The organism is Pseudonocardia nematodicida (assembly GCF_040105385.1).
Classification (GTDB): Bacteria; Actinomycetota; Actinomycetes; order Mycobacteriales; family Pseudonocardiaceae; genus Pseudonocardia; species Pseudonocardia nematodicida.
In genome coordinates, this window is the sequence record NZ_JBEDNQ010000018.1 from 36,489 (window position 1) to 51,178 (window position 14,690).

The 14,690-nt window shown below is 71.9% G+C and carries 18 protein-coding genes; 9 read left to right on the forward strand and 9 right to left on the reverse strand.

Annotated features, from left to right (window positions below; translation table 11 throughout):
* The 4 genes from WIS52_RS30710 to WIS52_RS30725 are packed head-to-tail and all read left to right on the forward strand — an operon-like array spanning nt 1 to nt 2,405.
* Nucleotides 1-930, forward strand: a complete 930-nt coding sequence (locus WIS52_RS30710) for a phosphatidate cytidylyltransferase (RefSeq protein ID WP_349301927.1) — start codon at nt 1-3, stop codon at nt 928-930.
* Complete coding sequence (locus WIS52_RS30715) at nt 927-1,676, forward strand: class I SAM-dependent methyltransferase (protein WP_349301928.1); 750 nt, start codon at nt 927-929, stop codon at nt 1,674-1,676. The genes WIS52_RS30710 and WIS52_RS30715 overlap by 4 nt, the downstream gene beginning before the upstream one ends.
* Nucleotides 1,677-1,719: 43 nt before the next feature.
* On the forward strand, nt 1,720-2,016 hold the full coding sequence (locus tag WIS52_RS30720) for an ArsR/SmtB family transcription factor (RefSeq protein ID WP_349301929.1): 297 nt from the start codon (nt 1,720-1,722) through the stop codon (nt 2,014-2,016).
* Entirely contained in the window at nt 2,013-2,405 is a 393-nt protein-coding gene (locus WIS52_RS30725; protein WP_349301930.1) for a VOC family protein, read from the forward strand. The genes WIS52_RS30720 and WIS52_RS30725 overlap by 4 nt, the downstream gene beginning before the upstream one ends.
* A 1-nt stretch (nt 2,406) precedes the next feature.
* Here the strand turns inward: WIS52_RS30725 and WIS52_RS30730 are convergent, their stop codons facing one another.
* Nucleotides 2,407-2,880, reverse strand: a complete 474-nt coding sequence (locus WIS52_RS30730) for a Rieske (2Fe-2S) protein (RefSeq protein ID WP_349301931.1) — start codon at nt 2,878-2,880, stop codon at nt 2,407-2,409.
* 191 nt (nt 2,881-3,071) lie between these two features.
* On the opposite strand from WIS52_RS30730, the gene WIS52_RS30735 reads away from it, so the two are divergent.
* From WIS52_RS30735 to WIS52_RS30745, 3 genes are all read left to right on the forward strand, one after another.
* Nucleotides 3,072-3,650, forward strand: a complete 579-nt coding sequence (locus WIS52_RS30735) for a hypothetical protein (protein WP_349301932.1) — start codon at nt 3,072-3,074, stop codon at nt 3,648-3,650.
* A gap of 31 nt (nt 3,651-3,681) precedes the next feature.
* Nucleotides 3,682-4,794: a dual-specificity RNA methyltransferase RlmN gene (gene rlmN, locus WIS52_RS30740; protein ID WP_349301933.1), complete on the forward strand. Its 1,113-nt coding sequence runs from the start codon at nt 3,682-3,684 to the stop codon at nt 4,792-4,794.
* 66 nt (nt 4,795-4,860) lie between these two features.
* On the forward strand, nt 4,861-5,484 hold the full coding sequence (locus WIS52_RS30745) for a DUF1345 domain-containing protein (protein WP_349301934.1): 624 nt from the start codon (nt 4,861-4,863) through the stop codon (nt 5,482-5,484).
* A gap of 82 nt (nt 5,485-5,566) precedes the next feature.
* Here the strand turns inward: WIS52_RS30745 and WIS52_RS30750 are convergent, their stop codons facing one another.
* The 4 genes from WIS52_RS30750 to WIS52_RS30765 are packed head-to-tail and all read right to left on the reverse strand — an operon-like array spanning nt 5,567 to nt 9,917.
* The gene (locus tag WIS52_RS30750; protein WP_349301935.1) at nt 5,567-6,691 is read right to left on the reverse strand and encodes an ABC transporter ATP-binding protein; all 1,125 of its coding nucleotides are present in this window, start codon (nt 6,689-6,691) and stop codon (nt 5,567-5,569) included.
* A 42-nt stretch (nt 6,692-6,733) separates the two neighbouring features.
* The gene (locus WIS52_RS30755) at nt 6,734-7,603 is read right to left on the reverse strand and encodes a carbohydrate ABC transporter permease (protein WP_349301936.1); all 870 of its coding nucleotides are present in this window, start codon (nt 7,601-7,603) and stop codon (nt 6,734-6,736) included.
* The gene (locus tag WIS52_RS30760; protein ID WP_379611699.1) at nt 7,603-8,571 is read right to left on the reverse strand and encodes a carbohydrate ABC transporter permease; all 969 of its coding nucleotides are present in this window, start codon (nt 8,569-8,571) and stop codon (nt 7,603-7,605) included. Before WIS52_RS30760 ends, WIS52_RS30755 begins: the two co-directional genes overlap by 1 nt.
* Nucleotides 8,568-9,917 carry an ABC transporter substrate-binding protein gene (locus WIS52_RS30765; RefSeq protein ID WP_349301979.1) on the reverse strand — a complete coding sequence of 450 codons (1,350 nt, stop codon included), beginning with the start codon at nt 9,915-9,917 and terminating at the stop codon, nt 8,568-8,570. The genes WIS52_RS30760 and WIS52_RS30765 overlap by 4 nt, the downstream gene beginning before the upstream one ends.
* Nucleotides 9,918-10,200: 283 nt before the next feature.
* On the opposite strand from WIS52_RS30765, the gene WIS52_RS30770 reads away from it, so the two are divergent.
* Nucleotides 10,201-11,181 (forward strand): LacI family DNA-binding transcriptional regulator, encoded by a 981-nt coding sequence (locus WIS52_RS30770; RefSeq protein WP_349301937.1) that lies wholly within the window; start codon nt 10,201-10,203, stop codon nt 11,179-11,181.
* Nucleotides 11,182-11,380: 199 nt separating this feature from the next.
* Here the strand turns inward: WIS52_RS30770 and WIS52_RS30775 are convergent, their stop codons facing one another.
* Both WIS52_RS30775 and WIS52_RS30780 read right to left on the reverse strand, forming a co-directional pair.
* Nucleotides 11,381-12,250, reverse strand: coding sequence for a type IV toxin-antitoxin system AbiEi family antitoxin domain-containing protein (locus tag WIS52_RS30775; protein ID WP_349301938.1), 870 nt, complete (start codon nt 12,248-12,250; stop codon nt 11,381-11,383).
* Nucleotides 12,251-12,376: 126 nt separating this feature from the next.
* Entirely contained in the window at nt 12,377-13,447 is a 1,071-nt protein-coding gene (locus WIS52_RS30780; RefSeq protein WP_349301939.1) for an ATP-dependent DNA ligase, read from the reverse strand.
* Nucleotides 13,448-13,555: 108 nt separating this feature from the next.
* Between WIS52_RS30780 and mug the strand changes: the two genes are divergently transcribed.
* Nucleotides 13,556-14,122: a G/U mismatch-specific DNA glycosylase gene (mug, locus tag WIS52_RS30785; RefSeq protein WP_349301940.1), complete on the forward strand. Its 567-nt coding sequence runs from the start codon at nt 13,556-13,558 to the stop codon at nt 14,120-14,122.
* 107 nt (nt 14,123-14,229) lie between these two features.
* On the opposite strand, the gene WIS52_RS30790 is transcribed toward mug, so the two are convergent.
* Both WIS52_RS30790 and WIS52_RS30795 read right to left on the reverse strand, forming a co-directional pair.
* On the reverse strand, nt 14,230-14,364 hold the full coding sequence (locus tag WIS52_RS30790) for a hypothetical protein (protein ID WP_349301941.1): 135 nt from the start codon (nt 14,362-14,364) through the stop codon (nt 14,230-14,232).
* Between the two features lie 81 nt (nt 14,365-14,445).
* Nucleotides 14,446-14,631, reverse strand: a complete 186-nt coding sequence (locus WIS52_RS30795; protein WP_349301942.1) for a hypothetical protein — start codon at nt 14,629-14,631, stop codon at nt 14,446-14,448.
* Between the last annotated feature and the right edge of the window lie 59 nt (nt 14,632-14,690).

A 14,690-nucleotide genomic window follows, 5' to 3' on the forward strand; every position in this document is an offset into this window, starting at 1 on the left:
GTGACCCCTTCTTCCGACGCCGCCGTCCCCGTGACGTCCGACCTCCCCGGAGCGGGGCCGGCCGGGACGCCGGCGTCGTCGGGTGACGGCGCGCCCGCGGCGCCCCCGTCCCGACGCGCGCGGCTCGGCCGCAACCTCGTCGCGGCCATCGCCGTGGGCCTCGGCCTCGGCGCCGCCATCCTGCTCAGCCTGCTGATCGTCCCGCAGGCCTTCGTCGGGCTGCTCGCGATCGTGACCGCGATCGGCACCTGGGAGCTGGCCGGCGCACTGCGCCGCGGCGCCGGGATCCAGGTCGCGCTGCCCGTGCTGCTCCTCGGCGGTCAGGCCGTCGTCTGGCTGTCCTGGCCCTTCGGCCTGCGCGGCGCCGTCATCGCGCTCGCCGCAACCGTGCTGGGCTGCCTGCTGTGGCGGATGCGCACCGGCGCGGCGCACTTCGTCCGTGACATCGGCGCCTCGCTGTTCGTGGCCGTCTACGTCCCGCTGTTCATCGCGTTCGCGGTGCAGCTGACCGTCGCGCCGCAGGGCGTCGGCCGCGTCCTGACCTTCCTGATCTGCGTGATCGCCTCCGACGTCGGCGGCTACGCGGCCGGCGTGATCGCGGGCCGGCACCCGATGGCCCCGACGATCAGCCCGAAGAAGTCCTGGGAGGGCTTCGCCGGTTCGCAGCTGGCCGGGATGACCGCCGGCGCGCTGTGCGTGGCCCTGCTGTTCGGCATCCCGTGGTACTGGGGCCTCCTCGTCGGCGCGCTGCTGGTCGCGACGGCGACGCTGGGCGACCTGGTCGAGTCACTGGTCAAGCGGGATCTCGGGATCAAGGACATGGGCACCCTGCTGCCCGGCCACGGCGGCCTGATGGACCGGCTCGACTCGCTGCTGCCGACCGCCTTCGTGGCCTGGGCCGCGCTCGGGATCCTCGTCCCGGTCGCGTGACCCGCCGCTACACCGGGTTCGGCGGGCAGGCGCGCCCGGGGCCCGCGATCCCGAGCCCGAACATCTGGAACTGGCCCGAGGTCTACGAGACCGAGAACCTCGCCCAGGACGCCGACGGCACGCTCTGGTCCGCGCTCCTCGACGAGACCGGCGGCTGGGCCGGGCGCGACGTCGCCGACGTCGGCTGCGGGGACGGGTTCCACCTCCCGCGCTTCGCGCAGGACGCGGCCTCGGTGGTCGGGATCGAGCCGCATCCACCGCTGGTCGAGCGGGCCCGGGCGCGGTGCGCCGGGGTCGACCGGATCACCGTCCTGCAGGCCGGCGCCGAGTCGCTGCCGCTGCCGGACGCGAGCGTCGACGTCGTGCACGCCCGCACCGCCTACTTCTTCGGGCCGGGCTGCGAGCCGGGTCTCGCCGAGGCCGACCGGGTGCTGCGTCCGGGCGGGGTGCTCGCCGTCGTCGACCTGGACTTCACCGCCCGGCCCTACGGGAACTGGCTGCGTGCCGACCTGCCGCGTTACGACGCGCCGGGGGTCGACCGGTTCTTCGCCCGGCACGGTTTCGGGCTGCGCCGGGTGACCTCGACCTGGCGGTTCGCGACCCGGGCCGACCTGGAGGAGGTGCTGCGGATCGAGTTCTCGGCGCGCACCGCCCGTCATGCGATCGACGACGTCGCCGGGCTGAGCATCCGGGTCGGCTACCGCCTGCACGCCCGCCGTCGCGCGTCCGGACTGGTGCTGCCGTAGCCCGGCGTTGACAGGCAAGTGGTGACTTGCCTATAAATGCGCAGTGGACGCGTCGCCCGAGCTGTTCAAGGCGATCGGTGACCCGACCCGGCGCATCATCCTGGACGAGCTGACCCGCTCGGACGGCCAGACGCTGTTCGAGCTGTGCAGCCGGCTGACGATGACGCACGGCCTCGGGTCGTCCCGGCAGGCGATCTCCCAGCACCTCGCGGTGCTCGAGCAGTCCGGTCTCGTGTTCACCCGGCGGCAGGGCCGCTACAAGTTCCATCACCTCGACACGCGTCCGCTGCGGACGATCGTGGAGCGGTGGCCGATCGAGGAGAGGAATCCGGACCCGTGATCCGCATCAACGTGACCAGCGTGTACGTCGACGACCAGGACAAGGCGCTCGCCTTCTACACCGACAAGCTGGGCTTCACGAAGAAGACCGACGTGCCGGCCGGCGAGTACCGCTGGCTCACCGTGGTCTCGCCCGCCGCGCCGGACGGCGTCGAGCTCCTGCTGGAGCCCGACGGCCACCCGGCGGCGCGGCCGTTCAAGGAGGCGCTGGTCGCCGACGGCATCCCGCTCACCCAGTTCGCCGTCGACGACGTGTACGCCGAGGTCGAGCGGCTCACGGCGCTCGGTGTCGTCTTCACCCAGGACGCGATCGACTTCGGTCCGGCGGTGACCGCCGTCCTCGACGACACCTGCGGCAACCTGATCCAGCTCGCGACGATCAAGAAGTAGCTCAGGCCAGGGTGATCGAACCGTCCGCGACGGTGACCGGGCGGGACTCCAGCGGCTGCTGCGCCGGGCCGTCGAGCACAGTCCCGTCGAGGGCGAACCGGCTGTTGTGGCACGGGCAGACGATCGCGCCGTCGGTCACCGAGCCGACCGAGCAGCCCTGGTGCGGGCAGATGGCCGACAGCCCGGTGAACTCGCCCTCGGTGGGCTGGGTGACCACGAGCTGGGAGTCGGCGTAGATCTGGCCGCCGCCGACCGGCACCTCCGACGACGGCCCGAGCACCGTGCCCGGGGCCCCCTCCGGGGCGTCGCCGGACTGCTGCTGCCCGCCGCCGCTCTCCGTGGTGGCACCGCCACCGCAGGCGGCGACGGCGCCGATGCCGACCACTCCTGCGCCCGCGATCGCCGCGCGGCGCCCGAGGCGCGGACCGCGGGTCTCCGGCTCGGCCGGGGTGGTGGTCTTCTCGGGAACGGTCATCGTGCTCCTCGGGGAGGTGCGCCGGGCGCGGCCCGGTGCGGTGGTGGTGGACGGACGGGGTTCGGGGCCCGGCCGTGCGCCTGAAGGTGGGGCCAGACTCCCACAATGTCCGATTTCCGGCCGCGCCGCCGGGGGAGTGCGCCAGGGCAGCCGCGCGCCGGTGCGGTGGCGGACCTCGCTACCGTTGTCAGATGCCGTACACCATGCGACAGCGCTCGCTCGGCGTCCCCGTGCCGAGCCTGGAGATCGTTCTCGGCACCCTGGCCTGGACGGTCGGTTCGGCCGCCCTGGGCAGCGGGTTCAGCACCGTCCTCATCGCGCTGGGCCTGTTCCTGACCGCGTACCTGTGGATCGTCCGCCGGCGGAACCGGGCGATGGCGGTCACCCTGCACCCCGAGCGCAAGCGCCGCATGCAACGGCTGATCGTCGTCGGGGTCGCGGGGCTGGTCCTGCTGCCCTCGATCCTCGGTCTGGCCGGCTGGGGCGAGCTCGCGACGCCGCTGTCCGCCGCGCTGGTGGGAATGCTGCTCATCCAGGCCTCCGCCGTGCTGGAGGAACGCAGCCTGGTCGCCACCGGCGGTCTGGTCCTGCTGATCGCCGCGTTCGGCGGCTTCCTGGCCCTGACCTGGACCGGGCAGGGGACCGGCTCGTCGGTCCCGGTGATCGGGATGGGCTGCGGGCTGGTGCTGTGGGTGGCGGCGATGCGCCGCCTCGGCATCCTGGAAGATCTCGCGCGCCGCTTCGACCTGCGGATCCCCGGCCTGAAGTAGCGGCCGGACGGGCTGGCACACTGGTGGGGCCATGTCCAGCCTGCCGCTCGTCTTCGACGCCCCTCGCCGCGAACGCCCGCCCCGTCACCTCGCCGACCTCGACCCCGGTGAGCGCGCCGCCGTCGCGGCCGATCTCGGGGTGCCCAGGTTCCGGCTCGACCAGCTGGCCCGGCACTACTTCGGGCGGTTCACCGCCGATGTCTCGCAGATGACCGACCTCTCGGCCGACGTCCGCGACAAGGTCGGCGCGCTGCTGCCCGCCCTGGTCACCCCGATCACCGAGAAGGCCTGCGACGGCGGCGCCACCCGCAAGACGCTCTGGCGCGGGCACGACGGCACGCTCGCCGAGTCCGTCCTCATGCGTTACCCGGACCGGGCGACCGTCTGCATCTCCAGCCAGGCCGGCTGCGGGATGGCGTGCCCGTTCTGCGCGACCGGGCAGGGCGGGCTGCAGCGCAACCTGTCCACCGGGGAGATCGTCGACCAGGTCCGGCAGGCCGCGGCCGCCGCCCGGGACGGCCTGCTGGACGAGCCCACCCGGCTGTCCAACGTCGTGTTCATGGGCATGGGCGAGCCGCTGGCCAACTACAAGCGGGTCGTCGCCGCCGTCCGCCGGATCACCTCACCGGCGCCGGACGGGCTGGGCATCTCCGCCCGCGGGGTCACGGTCTCGACGGTCGGCCTGGTCCCGGCGATCGAGCGCCTGCGCGAGGAGGGCATCCCGGTGACCCTCGCGATCTCGCTGCACACCCCGGACGACGAGCTGCGCGACACCCTGGTCCCGGTCAACAACCGGTGGAAGGTCGACGAGGTGCTCGACGCCGGCCGCCGCTACGCCACGACCACCGGCCGCCGGCTCTCGATCGAGTACGCGCTGATCCGCGACGTCAACGACCAGCCGTGGCGGGCCGACCTGCTCGGGAAGCTGCTCCGGCAGCGGGTCGGGACGTCCCGGGTGCACGTGAACCTGATCCCGCTGAACCCGACGCCGGGCAGCGAGTGGGACGCCTCGCCCAAGCCGGTCGAGGAGGAGTTCGTGCGACGGGTGCGGGCCGCGGGCGTCGCCTGCACGGTCCGGGACACCCGCGGCCAGGAGATCGACGCCGCCTGCGGCCAGCTCGCCGCCTCCCACCCGGGCGGGTGACTCCGGCGGCCCGGCGCACGTCGCGGGGCTAGGTTCGGCGCTCCCTCTCCGCGGGAGGAGCGGCCCATGACCGCACGACTCTCCCTGATCACCGCACGAGTGATCGAGTTCGCGCTGCTGGCACTCGGCGTCGCGGTCGTCGTGGACGGCAGCCCGCTGTTCCTGCTGGTCTGGGACCTGCTCGCCGTCGTCTACCTGACGATCCGGGTGTGGCGGGTGGTGCGCAGCGCACGCGCCCCGGCCGGGGCCGACGGCAGCGGGCTGCGGTCCGCGCTCGGCGGCCGCGGCGGCCTGCTCCTCACGACGATCACCAGCCTGACCGGCGTCTCGGCCGCACTGGTGATCGTGATCGGCGACCCGGATCCGGACATGCAGCTGGCCGGTGAGGCCGGCGCCGTCCCGGCGGTGCTGCTGGCCTGGGCGATCCTGCACTTCGGCTACGCCGAGCGGTACGCGGGTGACTACTACGCGGCGCTGCCGCGGCGGATCCTGGAGTTCCCCGGGACCAGCCGTCCGACGCTGGCCGACTTCGCCTACTTCTCGTTCGCGATCGGGACCTCGTTCGCGGTCTCCGACGTGCAGAGCCGGGGGTCGGTGGTCCGCCTGCGCCTCCTGGCGCACGGGGTGCTGGCGTTCCTCTACAACACCGCGATCCTCGCGACCGCCATCGGCGTCCTCGCCGGGGACTGACCACCCCCTGAAACGACTCATGACGCTTTGGCTCGGCCATACCGAACCAAAGCGTCATGAGTGGAGTGCCGGAGGGGGCCGGTCAGAGGCGGTCGCCCGACTCCGGGTGGAACAGGTGCAGGCCCTCGGTCTCCGGGATCAGGCTGACCCGGTCGCCGCGCCGGGCACCCGAGCGGCCACCGGTCCGGACCACGACCGAGATGGAGTCGCCGCCGTTGAGCGAGGCGGTGTCGTCCAGGTTCCCGGACGCGTCCGCGAGCGTTCCGTAGAGGAACGCGTCGCTGCCCAGCTCCTCGACGACGTCGACCCGCGCGGTGAGCCCGCCGCCACCCTCGGAGCCGACCTTCCACTGCTCCGGGCGGACCCCGAGCGTCACCGACGACAGGTTCTGCGCGGAGATCGTCGACCGCACGTCGGCCGGGAGCTCGACCTCGTGCCCCGCGATCGTCGCGCCGCGCTCGCTCACCGTCGCGTCGAACAGGTTCATCGCCGGCGAGCCGATGAAGCCGGCGACGAACGCGTTCTTCGGCTTGTCGTAGAGGTCCGCCGGGCTGGCGAACTGCTGCAGCTTGCCGTCGGCGAGCAGCGCCACCCGGTCGCCCATCGTCATGGCCTCGACCTGGTCGTGGGTGACGTAGACGGTGGTGACCCCGAGCCGGCGCTGCAGGGAGGCAATCTCGGTACGGGTCGAGACCCGCATCTTGGCGTCCAGGTTGGACAGCGGCTCGTCCATCAGGAAGACCCGCGGCTCCCGGACGATCGCCCGGCCCATCGCGACCCGCTGCCGCTGACCACCGGACAGCGCCCGGGGCTTGCGGTCGAGGTAGTCGGTCAGGCCCAGGATCGCCGCGGCCTCGCGCACCTTCTCCGCGCGCACCGACTTGTCGATGCCGGCCATCTTCAGCGGGAACGCCATGTTCTCGCCGACCGTCTTGTTCGGGTACAGCGCGTAGTTCTGGAAGACCATGGCGATGTCGCGGTCCCGGGAGGGCACCCCGACCATGTTCTCGCCGTCGATCTTGATCGCGCCGCCGTCGATCTCCTCGAGCCCGGCGAGCATCCGCAGCGCCGTGGACTTCCCGGAGCCCGAGGGCCCGACGAGTACGACGAACTCGCCGTCCTCGACCTGCAGGTCCAGCCGGTCGACGGCCGGCTTGGCGCCCGGAGTGTAGATCCGGCTCGCCTGGTCGAACACCACGTCAGCCACGACGGGCCCCCATTCCGTTCTCGACGTTCACGACTCGGCCGGTCACTTGACCGCCCCGAAGGACAGACCCTGCACCAGCTTGTTCTGCGCGATCCAGCCGATGATGACGACCGGCAGCGCGGCCACCGTCGCGGCGGCACACAGGCTCGCGAAGTACAGGCCCTCGGAGGTGATGAACCCGACCAGGTAGACCGGGACGGTCGCCGCCTGGGCGGCGGTCAGGTTCACCGCGAAGAAGAACTCGTTCCAGGCGAAGATCATGCAGATCAGCCCGGTGGCGGCCATGCCGGGCGAGATGATCGGCAGCACGACCTCGCGCAGCGACCGCCACAGCGAGGCGCCGTCCATGCTCGCCGCCTCCAGGAGCTCCTTGGGCACCTCGAGGAAGAACGAGCGCATCATCCAGACCGCGATCGGCAGGTTCATCGCGGTGTAGAGCACGACGAGGGTCCAGACGTTGTCCAGCGCGCCGATGAAGTTCACCACGACGTAGATCGGCACGATCGCCGCGACGATCGGCAGCATCTTCGTCGAGATGAAGAAGAACAGGACGTCCTGGGTCCGCTTGACCTGCCGCAGGCTCAGCGCGAACGCCGCCGGCGTGCCGAGCAGCAGCACCAGCACCGTCGACATGACCGTGGCGAACAGCGAGTTCAGCAGGTACGGGGTGATCCCGCCGCCGAACACCGCCGCGAACTGGTCCAGCGTCGGGGTGAAGAACAGGGTGGGCGGATCGGTGTAGGCGGCGCGCTCCTGCTTGAAGGCCGTCAGCACCATCCAGAACACCGGGAAGAAGAACCCGATGCCGACGATCCAAGCGAGCACGGTCAGGAGCGACCCACCGATGTTGCTCTTCTTGCGGGGCACGACCTCGGAGGACTCGTCGCGAGTCCGTTCTGCGACGGCGGTCATCACACCTCCTCGGCGGCGGAGAAGCTACGGAAGATCAGGCGCAGGGCCAGGGTCGCGACGATGATCGTCGCGATCACGGTCACCACACCCATCGCGGCCGACTGGCCGATGTCGAAGCCCAGGAACGCCCGCTGGTAGATGTAGAACGGCAGGTTCGCACTCGCCGTCCCCGGACCGCCCTGGGTCATCATGTAGATCGTGTCGAACGTGTTCACCAGGTAGATCGCGCCGAGCACGATGCCCAGCTCGATGAACCGGCGCAGGTGCGGCAGGGTGACCTCGCGGAACACCGCGAACCCGGTCGCCCCGTCGACGCGGGCGGCCTCGAGCACCTCCTGCGGCTGCGAGCCGAGCCCGGCCAGGATCAGCAGCATCATGAACGGCGTCCACTGCCACACCAGCGCGACGACGATCGCGGTCCGCGGGAACGACGAGATCCAGTCGGTGGTGCCCGCCCCGAACGGCCCGAGGACGAAGTTCACCAGGCCGTAGGTCGGGTCGAACATGACCGTCTGCCAGATCAGCGCCCCGGCCACCGGGGTGATCAGGAACGGCGTGATGAGCAGCGTCCGGACGACGCCCCGGCCGGGGAACGTCCGGTTGAGCAGCAGCGCGACCGCCAGCCCCAGGACCATGGCGATGAACACCGAGCCCAGGGTGAGGACGATCGAGTTCAGTGCGACGCCGCGGAACTGCGAGTCGGTGAACACCGTCACGTAGTTCTCGAACCCGACGAACCGCTGGCTGCCCGGGTTGACCAGGTTCCAGGACTGGGTCGAGTAGTAGATCGTGAACAGGAACGGCAGCTGCGTGACGATGATCGTGAAGATCAGCGCCGGAAGCAGCGGGCCGCGCCGGATCCAGCCGTCCCGCCGCGACCCCGGCCCGACTGCGGGCCGCTCCGGCTTGGCCGGCTTCGTAGCGGGGTCGGCGACGGCGGTCGACCCGCTCTTCTCCGAGGTGCTCACTGGTTCACCCCCTCCTGGTCCTGGTAGCTCTCGCCGACGGTCACGGCGTAGTTCTGGGCCTGCTCCAGCGCCTCGTCGACGGTCTGCTGACCGGCGATCGCGGCCGAGAGCTGCTGGCTGACGCGCGTTCCGAGGTCCTGGAACTCCGGGATCGCGAGGAACTGCACGCCGGTGTAGGGGACCGGCTGCAGGGTCGGGTTCTCCTGGTCGGCCTCGCTGATCGCCTGCTGGGTCTGCGGGGCGTAGGCCGCCGAGGCCTCGATGTACTCCGGGATCTCGTAGGTCGACTGGCGGGCGCCCGGGGGCACCGAGGTCCAGCCCATCTCCTCGCCCACCAGCTGCTGGTAGGGCTTGTCGGTCATCCAGGACAGGAACTTCCAGGTCGCGTCGACCTGCTCCGGGCCCTTCTCCGCGGTGGTCTGCGGGATGGCCAGCGCCCAGGAGTACAGCCAGCCCGAGGGGCGGTCGTTCGCGGCGGTGACCGGGGCCGGGGCGTAACCGACCTGCCCGACCACCTCGGACTCGTCCGGGTTCTCCACCAGGCCGGCGGCGACGGTGGCGTCGTACCACATCGCGGCGTTGCCCTGGGTGAACTGCGTGCCGCACTCGGAGAAGCCGGCCTGGGCCGAGCCCGGGATGCCGTCCTCGCGGATCAGGTCGACGTAGAACTGGACGGCCTCGCGGACCTCGGGCGAGGTCAGCTGGGCGTTCCACTGCTCGTCGTACCAGCGACCGCCGTAGGCGTTGATCACGGTGTCCAGCGGGGCCATGACCTCGCCCCAGCCGGGCAGGCCGCGCAGGCAGATCCCGGACCGGTTCTGGTCCCGGTCGGTGAGCTGGTTCGCGAACCCGGCGACCTCCTCCCAGGTGGGCTGCTCGGGCATGGTCAGCCCGGCCTCGGCGAAGAGGTCCTTGCGGTACATCAGGAACGAGGACTCGCCGTAGAACGGCACCGAGTACTGGTGCCCGTCGGAACCGGACAGCGCGCTGCGGATGCTCGGGGTGAAGTCGTCCTGGTCGTAGCCGGGCGTGGCGGCCATCAGCGGGTCGAGGTCGACCAGCCAGCCGTTCTCCGCCCACTGCGGGGTCTCGTAGTTGCTGATCATCACGGCGTCGAACTCGCTGCCGCCGGTGGCGACCGACGCGGTGATCTTCGCGCGGGCCTCGTTCTCGGACAGGCTGACGAACCGCAGCCTGATGTCCGGGTTCTCGGCCTCGAAGCGCGGGCTCAGCGCGATCGCGTCCTGCATCTGCGGGTTGGAGACGATCGCGATCGTCACCACGCGCGCGCCCTCCGGCAGGCCCAGCGCACCGGCGCCGGCACATCCGGAGAGGATCATGGCCATCACGCCCACCAGCGCACCGACGACGGCGGACCGGCGTCGACGGGCGGGCACGCTCCCGGTGGTCACGTCGGCGGGCTCCATTCGGCTCGGCCGTCGTTCACGGCGCTCTCCTCGTCGTCGAGGGCTTTCGACGTTATGATGTGTGATTCTCCACACGTCCGTCTGGCGGACTCGTGTACCGTATGCGCGAAGTAACCGCTTGCGCAACCGCTTGCCTGTATCCTGCGCCTCAATTGTGACCCAGTGACCCGGTTACCCACGACGGAGGTGGACGATCGCGACCATGGCCGAGGTCGCCCGGCTCGCCGGGGTGTCCACCGCGACGGTCTCCCACGTGCTGAACGGCACCCGCCGGGTCCGCGAGGACACCCGGCGGCTCGTGCTGGCCGCCGTCGCGGAGGTCGACTACACGCCCAACGCCGCCGCCCGTTCGCTGGCCACCTCACGCACCCGCACGCTCGGGCTCGCCCTCTCGGCGATCTCGAACCCGTACCTGGGCGAGCTGCTCGAGGCGGTCGAGACCGAGGCGGCGGCCGCCGGGTACACGCTGCTGCTGGCCGACCCGCACGACGACCCGTCCTACGAGTCGACGGCGGTCGCGCGGCTGCGCAGCCGGGTCGACGGCGTGCTGCTCGCCCCGTCCGCGGACTCCGGCGGGACGGTCGGTGCGCTCATCGCGCAGCGGGTGCCGACGGTGCTGGTCGACCGGATGCTCGGCGGCGAGCACGACGAGGTGGGCACCGAGAACGTCGAACCGGTCGCCGGGCTCGTCGCGCACCTCGCCGCCGCCGGGCACACCCGGATCGGCTTCGTGTCCGGCCAGGCCGGGCTGACGACGACCGTCGAGCGGCGCGACGGTTACCGGCTCGGGCTGCGCCGGGCGGGGCTCGAGTACAGCCTGGACGTCGCCGGGCACTCGGAGACCGAGCCGGCACGACGGGCGGTGCGGGAGCTGCTGGCGCGGCCGGACCGGCCCTCGGCGCTGATCACCGCCAACAACGCGATGACGATCGGAGCCGTGCAGGCCGTGAGCGACCTGGGTCTGCACGTCCCCGGTGACGTCGCGCTGGCCGCGTTCGACGACTTCCCCTGGGCCGACGCCTTCAGCCCGCGGCTCACCGTCGTCGCGCAGCCCTTCGCCGACATCGGCCGGGAGGCCGTGCGGCTGCTGCTGCGGAGGATGGGCGAGCCGGACGCGGAGCGGCGCTCGGTGCGGCTGCCGGCGCGGTTCGTGCACCGGGAGTCCTGCGGCTGCGAGGCATGATCCTGCTCTGCGGAACCTGGACAGCACCGCACTGCCATCGGGGCTCCGCAGAAAGGGATCGCACTCGCACGATCCTTCTCTGTGGAGTCGACGTGCCACTCGACTGCGAGACAAGTTCCGCAGAGAAGGATCATGCGTTGATCCGTCTGTGTGGAACCGGCGTGCCGCTGCACCGTGCCCGCGGTTCCACGGAGAAGGATCATGCTCGCAGGGCGCGCTGGATCCGGCGGGCCGTGTCGTCCGGCCGGTCCCGGATGTCCTGCCAGGTGAAGCGCAACACCGTCCATTTCGCCGCCACGAGCGCGTTCTGCTTGTGTCGGTCGTTGCGGAACCGGTCGGGGTCGGAGTGGAAGGCCCAGCCGTCGATCTCCACGGCCAGCCGGGCGCGGACGAACGCGATGTCGATGAACCAGCGTTCGAACGCCAGGCCCAGCTCGAACCCGTCGATCCCCTTGCGGCGCAGCAGTGTCACCAGCCGGCGCTCGGCCCGTGAGTCGGCGCGGTCCGCGGCCTCCACGATCAGCTCGCGGGCCCGCGCCGAGCCGTGCGAGCCGACTGCACGCCGGAAGGCGGCGAGCAGGTCCTCGAACGCCACGAGCTCGCGCTGCAGCACGCGGTCCAGGAAGGCGGCCCCGTCGGGCAGCGCGACCGCGGTCTCCAGGGCGGACAGCGCGGGCGCGGTGACGGCCACGCCTCGGCACACGCCGCGATCGAGTGGGTCGAGGTCGCGCCGGCGCACCCGGATCCCCGCCGGGGCCTTGCGCCGGGACGAGACCGGGATCGTGATGCCGACGACCCTCCGGGCCTGCGCGGGGACCGGCATCCCGTGCAGGTGCGCGGCCGCCGGACCGTCGACGACGGCGCCGCGCCCGGCCCACAACGTCGCGACGACGACCGCACCCCAGGCCGTCCTCCGGTGCGCCGCCGATCGGAAGACCCCCGGTGCGACCTCGGCGAGGGCGCCGCTGGCCACCCTGGCCCGCAGCATCCACGGAGAGACTCCGCAGGCGATCGCCTGACGGCGGGAGATGACGCCGTCCTGGGCCTTGAGCACGTCGTCGAACCGCATCGGCGCACGGTGACGGACCGGCCCGCCCTGCGCGGCCGATCGGCGCCGCCGGATCGCGGTCGCGAAGATCCTTTCCCGTGGAGTCCGGGTCGTAGTCGAGTGCCGGCCGGATTCCGCAGAGAAGGATCACCCGTTCCCGGCCAGCACCTCGCCGAGGTCGAAGCCGACCGGACGCTCGAGCTGGGAGTAGGTGCAGGACTCCGGCGAGCGGTCGTCGCGCCAGCGGACGAACTGGGTGGTGTGCCGGAACCGCTCGCCCTCCATGTAGTCGTAGCGCACCTCGACCACCCGCTCCGGGCGCAGCGGCACGAACGACAGGTCCTTGCCCGCGTTCCACCGGCTCGTCTCGGACTTGCGCGGGGTGCGCTCGCCCTCGAGCTGCTTGGCCCAGGCCCAGGGGTGCTCGTCGAACGTCGTCACCAGCGGCGCCAGCTCGGTCATCAGCTCGCGGCGGCGCGCCATCGGGAACGCCCCGACCACCCCCACCGAGACCAGCACCCCGCGCTCGTCGTGCAGGCCGAGCAGCAGCGAGCCGACGGCGTCCGGCCCCGACTTGTGCACCCGGTAGCCGGCGAGGACGCAGTCCGCGGTGCGCTCGTGCTTGATCTTGGTCATGACCCGCTTGTCCGGCTGGTAGACCCCGTCCGGGTCCTTGGCGATCAGGCCGTCCAGCCCGGCGCCCTCGTAGGTCTCGAACCACCGTCGCGCGGTGTCCACATCGGAGGTCAGCGGGGTGAGGTGCACCGGCGGGGCCGCGTCGGCCAGCGCCGACTCCAGCAGCGCGCGACGCTCGCTGAACGGCCGGGAGGTGAGGTCGTCGTCGCCGAGGGCGAGCAGGTCGAACGCCACGAACGACGCCGGCGTCTCGGTCGAGAGCAGCCGCACCCGGCTGGCCGCCGGGTGGATCCGCTGCTGGAGCGCCTCGAAGTCCAGGGCGTTGCGGGTGGTGTCCGCGACGACGATCTCACCGTCGATCACCGCGCGCTGCGGGAAGTTCGCCTTCACGGCCTCGACGACCTCGGGGAAGTACCGGGTCATCGGGCGCTCGTTGCGGGAGCCGATCTCGACGTCGTCGCCGTCCCGGAAGACGATCGAGCGGAAGCCGTCCCACTTGGGCTCGTAGCGGCGTCCCGCGGGGATCGACGGCGCGGGCTTGGCCAGCATCGGCTTGACCGGGGGCATCACGGGCAGGTCCACGACGGGTGAGTCTCCTCTGACGACGGCGCGCGGGCACGAGGGCTCGCTCACCCGGGTGGACTCCACCGGGCGCGGGAACTGATCGCCGCGGGTGCTTGACTGGTCGTCGTGGGACGCCTGCCGGGACCCGGGGAGCGGGAACGCGCGCGGGACAGGACGATCGACGACGTCCTGCCCGGCCTGGCCGGCCCGGCGCTGCGGGTGCTGTTCTGCGGGATCAACCCCGGCCTGACCTCGGCCGCGACCGGGCACCACTTCGCGCGGCCCGGCAACCGGTTCTGGCCGGTGCTGCACGAGTCGGGGTTCACCCCACGCCTGCTGCAGCCCGCCGAGCAGCACGAACTGGCCGCCCTCGGGCTGGGCATCACGAACATGGCGCCGCGGGCCACCGCGAAAGCCGACGAGCTGTCCGACGACGAGCTGGTCGCCGGGGGTGTGCGGCTCCGCGACCTGGTCGCGGCGCGGGAACCGCGGTGGCTCGCGGTCGTCGGGATCGGCGCGTACCGCACCGCGTTCGGCCGGCGGGACGCGAGCGTCGGGGAGCAGGACGACCGGCTGGGGACGACCGGGATCTGGGTGCTGCCCAACCCGTCCGGGCTCAACGCGCACTGGTCGCGGGAGGCGATGGTCACCGAGTTCGGACGGCTGCGGGAGGCCGCCGAGCCGAGCCGATGATCGTCGTTCGGGTTCCGGCCGGTGATCATGGACTCGGGATGGCACCGGCCGGGACCGGGCCGGTGATCATGGACTCGGGATGGCACCGGCCGGGACCGGGCCGGTGATCACGGCCGATCGCCGGCGTCCTCGCCGGAGGAGCCGGGGTCGGCCTTCGTCGACGGCGACCAGCAGATCACGAGGATCATGCCGATCGAGATCCCCATGACCAGCCACCAGATCTGCCCGGTGGTCGCCGCCATCGCGACCCCGATCGCGACGCCGATGTCATGGTCGACCAGCCAAGCAGGACGAGGCCCCGGCACATCCGTCCGGAGACGGAGTCAGGAATCCGATCCGGGCGGCGTCGTCGCCCGCAGGAACAACCCGACGCCGAGGCCGATCGCCAGGAACAGCGGCACCCACCACCACGCGCCGCCGAGCGTCCAGATCGTGCTGCCGACGACCAGCCCACCCCCGATGCCGTAGCCGAGCCGGTTGAGCTGCCGCTTGCGGACGTCGTCCTCCACACCGGGCATCCTGCCAGGCCCGCCGATCACCGCCCCCGGCCCGACTCATGACGCTTCAG